Source organism: Methylothermus subterraneus (genome assembly GCF_054656915.1).
This window is the reverse complement of record NZ_BAAHXK010000044.1, coordinates 1-294: the sequence shown is the minus strand read 5'-3', so window position 1 is coordinate 294 and position 294 is coordinate 1. Positions and strand designations below refer to the sequence as shown.

General features: G+C 60.2%; 1 protein-coding gene. It reads left to right on the top strand.

Annotation, left to right across the window (positions count from 1 at the left end; translation table 11 throughout):
- Positions 1 to 21: 21 nt before the first annotated feature.
- Positions 22 to 294, top strand: a 273-nt coding sequence (locus tag ACYQ3M_RS11655) for a helix-turn-helix domain-containing protein (protein WP_460036249.1), incomplete at its 3' end; no start/stop codon positions are given.

Genomic DNA, 294 nt, shown 5'->3' with positions numbered 1-294 from the left:
GCTAGGGAAGAGTAGTAAATCGTGCGCGTAATCCTCACCCACAAAATCGAACTGCGCCCCACCGTAGCGCAAGAGGCGCTCCTGCGGGAAGCGGTGGGTGTGGCGCGGTTTGCCTACAACTGGGCGCTCGCGGAGTGGAAGCGCCAGTATGAGGCATGGAAAGCCGACCCGACGCTCCCTAAACCCACCGAAGCGGCGTTACGTCGCCAGTTGAATGCGATCAAGCGCAAAGAGTTTCCCTGGATGCTGCGGGTGCCCAAACGCATACCGCAGCAGGCGATCAAGAATCTAGGC